The sequence below is a fragment of the Geodermatophilus sp. SYSU D00708 genome, assembly GCF_054050115.1.
Genome location: NZ_JBJGYS010000059.1, coordinates 1 through 5,421, shown reverse-complemented (window position 1 = coordinate 5,421; position 5,421 = coordinate 1). Strand labels below are relative to the sequence as shown.

The 5,421-nt window shown below is 76.2% G+C and carries 4 protein-coding genes; all 4 read left to right on the top strand.

Features of this window, described 5'->3' with window-relative positions; all coding sequences use genetic code 11:
• Window positions 1-137: 137 nt before the first annotated feature.
• The gene (locus ACI79D_RS24830) at window positions 138-2,552 is read left to right on the top strand and encodes an aerobic carbon-monoxide dehydrogenase large subunit (protein WP_456921208.1); all 2,415 of its coding nucleotides are present in this window, start codon (window positions 138-140) and stop codon (window positions 2,550-2,552) included.
• 134 nt (window positions 2,553-2,686) lie between these two features.
• Window positions 2,687-3,583 (top strand): XdhC family protein, encoded by an 897-nt coding sequence (locus tag ACI79D_RS24825; protein ID WP_456921207.1) that lies wholly within the window; start codon window positions 2,687-2,689, stop codon window positions 3,581-3,583.
• Window positions 3,570-4,508 carry an AAA family ATPase gene (locus ACI79D_RS24820; protein WP_456921206.1) on the top strand — a complete coding sequence of 313 codons (939 nt, stop codon included), beginning with the start codon at window positions 3,570-3,572 and terminating at the stop codon, window positions 4,506-4,508. Before ACI79D_RS24825 ends, ACI79D_RS24820 begins: the two co-directional genes overlap by 14 nt.
• Window positions 4,501-5,421: VWA domain-containing protein (locus ACI79D_RS24815; RefSeq protein WP_456921205.1), on the top strand; the 921-nt coding region annotated here is incomplete at its 3' end. The genes ACI79D_RS24820 and ACI79D_RS24815, both read left to right, overlap by 8 nt.

Here is a 5,421-nt window from a genome sequence, read left to right as displayed (position 1 = left end):
CCCCCCCCCCCCCCCCCCCCCCCCCCCCCCCCCCCCCCCCCCCCCCCCCCCGCCCCCCCCCCCCCCCCCCCCCCCCCCCCGCGGGCCCCCCCCCCCCCCCCCCCCCCCCCCACGCAGCGCGGCGAGGAGGTCCCGGCATGACCACCATCCAGGAGCGATCCTCGCTGCCGCAGGAGCGCGAGCCGAACCCGGCGATGACCGCGGCCGACCGGCCCATCGGCTACGGCCGGGTGCAGCGCAAGGAGGACCCGCGCTTCATCCGCGGCCGCGGCCGCTACCTCGACGACATCGTGCTGCCGGGGATGCTGCACGGCGCGATCCTGCGCTCGCCGCTGGCGCACGCCCGGGTCGTCTCCATCGACACCACCGAGGCGCTGGCCCACCCCAAGGTGCACGCGGTGGTCACCGGCCGCGACCTCGAGGGGATGAACCTGGCCTGGGCGCCGACGCTGTCCTCCGACGTCCAGGCGGTGCTGGCCACCGACAAGGTGCGGTTCCAGGGGCAGGAGGTCGCCTTCGTCGTCGCCGAGGACCGCTACTCCGCCCGCGACGCCCTCGAGCTGATCGACGTCGAGTACGAGGAGCTGCCGCCGCTCGTCGACGCCCGCCGCGCCCTGGACCCCGACGCCCCGGTCATCCGCGACGACCTCGAAGGCCGCACCGACAACCACGTCTTCGACTGGGAGGCCGGTGACCGCGCCGCCACGGACGCGGTGTTCGCCTCGGCCGAGGTCGTGGTCAGCCAGGAGGTCGTCTACCCGCGGGTGCACCCGGCGCCGATGGAGACCTGCGGGGCGATCGCCGACTACGACCCGGTCGACGGGAAGCTGACGCTGTACGAGACCAGCCAGGCCCCGCACGCGCACCGCACCCTGTTCGCGATGGTCGCCGGCATCCCCGAGCACAAGATCCGGGTCGTGTCGCCCGACATCGGCGGCGGCTTCGGCAACAAGGTCGGGATCTACCCCGGCTACATCCTCGCCGTCGTCGGGTCGATCGTGACCGGCCGGCCGGTGAAGTGGGTCGAGGACCGCTCCGAGAACCTCATGAGCACCTCGTTCGCCCGCGACTACATCATGCGGGGGGAGGTCGCCGCGACGCGGGACGGGAAGATCCTCGCCGTCCGCACGAACGTGCTGGCCGACCACGGGGCGTTCAACGCCACCGCGCAGCCGACCAAGTACCCGGCCGGCTTCTTCTCCATCTTCACCGGCAGTTACGACCTGCAGGCCGCGCACTGCTCGGTCACCGGCGTCTACACGAACAAGGCGCCGGGCGGGGTCGCCTACGCCTGCTCGTTCCGGGTCACCGAGGCGGTCTACCTGGTCGAGCGGATGGTCGACATTCTCGCCGCCGAGCTGGAGATGGACCCGGTGGAGCTGCGGGTGCGCAACTTCATCAAGCCCGAGCAGTTCCCGTACGCCAACAAGACCGGCTGGGTGTACGACTCCGGCGACTACGAGCCGGCCATGCGCATGGCCCTGGAGCTGGCCGGCTACGAGGAGCTGCGCCGCGAGCAGGCCGAGAAGCGGGCGCGCGGCGAGCTCATGGGCATCGGCGTCTCCTTCTTCACCGAGACCGTGGGCGCCGGCCCCCGCAAGCACATGGACATCCTGGGCCTGGGCATGGCCGACGGCGCCGAGGTGCGGGTGCACCCCACCGGCAAGGCCGTCGTCCGGCTGTCGGTGCAGACCCAGGGGCAGGGGCACGAGACGACGTTCGCGCAGATCGTCGCCGAGGAGCTGGGCATCCCGCCCGAGGACATCGAGGTCGTGCACGGCGACACCGACCAGACGCCGTTCGGGCTGGGCACCTACGGCAGCCGCTCGACGCCGGTCAGCGGCGGAGCGGTGGCCCTGGCGGCGCGGAAGGTCCGCGACAAGGCCCGGGCGATCGCCGCGGCGATGCTGGAGACCCGGCCCGAGGACCTCGAGTGGGAGAAGGGGCGCTGGTTCGTGACCGGCGACCCGGGCGTCGGGAAGACGATGACCGAGATCGCGCTCGGCGCGCACGGCACCGTCGAGCTGCCCGAGGGCGTCGACGGCAACCTCGACGCCGAGGTCACCTACGACCCGCCCAACCTCACCTTCCCGTTCGGCGCCTACGTCTGCGTGGTGGACGTCGACCCCGGCACCGGCAAGGTGCACGTCCGCACGTTCACCGCGGTGGACGACTGCGGCACCCGGATCAACCCGATGATCGTCGAGGGGCAGATCCACGGCGGGCTGGCCGACGGCGTCGGGATGGCGCTGATGGAGTTCATCGGCTTCGACGAGCAGGGCAACTGCCTGGGCGGGTCGTTCATGGACTACCTGATCCCGACCGCGATGGAGGTGCCGGACTGGGCGACCGGCTACACGGTCACCCCGTCGCCGCACCACCCGATCGGCGCCAAGGGGATCGGGGAGTCGGCCACCGTCGGGTCGCCCCCGGCCGTGGTCAACGCCGTCGTCGACGCGCTGGCCCCGTTCGGCGTCCGGCACGTGGACATGCCGTGCACCCCGGCCCGCGTGTGGGAGGCCATGCAGGGCCGGCCCACCCCGCCCATCTGAGGGAGGACCCCGCTGCCCCCGGCCCCGTCCCGAGGCTCGCCCGAGCCTGTGAGGGGGGAGGAGGACGGGGTCCTTCTACTCGCGGCGGGCCCCTGCTGCGGGGCCGCACCCTTCCGCCGCCCGTTGGGAGAGCCATGAACGTCACCGAGCGCGAGGCCGAGCTGGTGCGCAGCCGGGTGCCGTTCGTGCACGCCACCGTCGTGCGCGCGCAGCGGCCGGCCAGCGCGCACGCCGGTGACACCGCGCTCATCCGCTCCGACGGGGTCATCGACGGCTTCGTGGGCGGCACGTGCGCGGAGTCCTCGGTGCGCGAGTACGGGCTGATGGCGCTGTCGACCAACGAGCCGCTGCTGCTGCGGATCGTCCCCGGTGCGCGGCCCGGCGTCGCCGAGGAGGGCGCGGTCACCGTCGCCAACCCGTGCCTGTCCGGCGGCTCGGTGGAGATCTTCCTCGAGCCGCGGGTGCCGGCGCCGCGGGTGCTGGTCGTCGGGGACAGCCCGGTCGCCGAGGCGCTCGCCGCCCTCGGCGGCCCGCTCGGGTTCGCCGTCGAGCTGGTGCCGGGGGAGGACGCCGCACCGTCGGCCGACGACGCCGCGCTGGTCGTGGCCTCGCACGGCCGCGGCGAGGAGCCGGCGCTGACCGCGGCGCTGCGGCTCGGCGTGCCCTACGTCGGCCTGGTCGCCAGCCGGATCCGCGGCGCGGCGGTCCTGGCGGCGCTGGACGTGACCGACGAGCAGCGGTCCCGGGTGCGCAGCCCGGCAGGGCTGGACATCGGAGCGCGGACGGCGGCGGAGATCGCGCTGTCCGTGTGGGCGCAGGTGGTCGCCGAGCGGCGCACCGCCGAGCGCAGCGGGCCGCCGCCCGTGACCCCGGCGGCACCGGCCCGCGCCGTCGACCCCGTGTGCGGGATGGGCGTCGCCGCCGTCGACGCCAGCCCGCACGCGACCGTCGACGGCACGACGACCTGGTTCTGCGGCGAGGGCTGCCGCACCGTCTTCCTCGCCGACCCGGCCCGGTATGCACCCGCCTGACCTGCGTCCTCCGGACGGCGCGGCGCGGGCCGGCGCCGAGGACGAGGTCCGGGCGTTGGTGCCCGACGTCGCGGCGCTGACCGCGGCGCTCGACCGCGTCGACTACCTGGCCGACCCGGGCCTGGCCACCGCCCTGTTCCTCGGCGTCCGGCTGCCGCAGCCGCTGCTGCTGGAGGGCGAGCCGGGCGTCGGCAAGACCGAGGCGGCCAAGGCCCTGGCCCGGGTGCTGGACACCCCGCTCTACCGGCTGCAGTGCTTCGAGGGCATCGACGCCGCCGAGGCGCTCTACGAGTGGAACCACCCCCGCCAGCTGCTCGGCATCCGGCTGGCCGAGGCGGCGGGGGCGCCGCTGGCCGAGGACGACCTGTTCGGCCCGGAGTACCTGCTGCGGCGCCCGCTGCTGCAGGCGATCGAGCACCCCGGGCCGCGGCCCGCGGTGCTGCTGCTCGACGAGATCGACCGCGCCGACGCGGAGTTCGAGGCGTTCACCTTCGAGGTGCTGGCCGAGGCGGCGGTGACGGTGCCTGAGCTGGGCACCATCCGGGGGGCGCACCCGCCGGTCGTCGTCCTGACGTCGAACCGCACGCGCGACCTGCACGACGCGCTCACCCGGCGCTGCCTCTACCACTGGATCGACCACCCGCCTCCGGAGACGGTCGCCGAGATCGTCCGCCGGCGGGTGCCGGGCAGCAGCGAGCCGCTGGCGGTCGCCGCCGCGGCGGCGGTGGGCCGGCTGCGGTCGCTGGACCTCGCCAAGCCGCCCGGCATCGCCGAGGTCGTCGACTGGGTCGCCGCCCTCGACGTGCTGGGGGTCGACCGCCTCGACCCGCCCGCGGTGGAGGCGACGTGGGGGTCGGTGCTCAAGAACCGCGACGACCAGGAGGTGGCCCGCCGCCGGGGCGCGGCCTGGCTGGCCGGTGCCTGACCCGCCGCCGGTCGCGCCCGGCCCGCTCGCTGTCGGGCTGACCACCGCGTTGCACCGCGCCGGGCTGCCCACCACGCCGGAGCGGGCCGCGGGACTGGCGCGGGCCCTGCAGCTGGTGCCGCCGGTCGACCGCGCCGCGCTGTACTGGACCTGCCGGGTCGCGCTGGTCACCGACCGCGCCCAGCTGCCGCTGTTCGACGCGGTGTTCTCCGCCGTCTTCGACGGCCGCCTCGACCCCGCCGACAGCCGCGGGGACCCGACCGCGCCGCCGCCGGTGGGGTCCGAGCCGCGGGTGCGCCCGGCCCCGCCCGACTCCCGGCCACCGGTCGATGCACCGTCGGGCTCCGGCATCTCGCTCCCGGGGGACGGCGCGGGCGGCGAGCGGGACGTCGTCCTGGCGACCGCCTCGCCCGAGGAGCGGCTGCGGCACACCTCCTTCGCCGACCTCACCCCCGACGAGCTGGCGGGGGTCCGCGACCTGGTCCGGCGGCTGGTGCTCAGCACGCCCGAGCGGCGCAGCCGGCGCACCCGGCCGACCCGCCACCGCGCCGACCGGCTGGACCTGCGGCGGACCGTGCGGGCCGCCCAGCGCGCCGGCGGCGACCCGGTGCGGCTGGTGCACGCCACCCGCCGGACGCAGCCGCGGCGGCTGGTGCTGCTGTGCGACGTCTCGGGGTCGATGGAGCCCTACACCCGCGTCTACCTCTCGCTGCTGCAGGGCGCGGTGGCCGGGGCGCGGGCGGAGGCGTTCGTCTTCTCCACCCGGCTGACCCGGCTCACCCGGCAGCTCGCCGTCCGCGACCCGGACGTGGGGGGGGGGGGGGGGGGGGGGGGGGGGGGGGGGGGGGGGGGGGGGGGGGGGGGGGGGGGGGGGGGGGGGGGGGGGGGGGGGGGGGGGGGGGGGGGGGGGGGG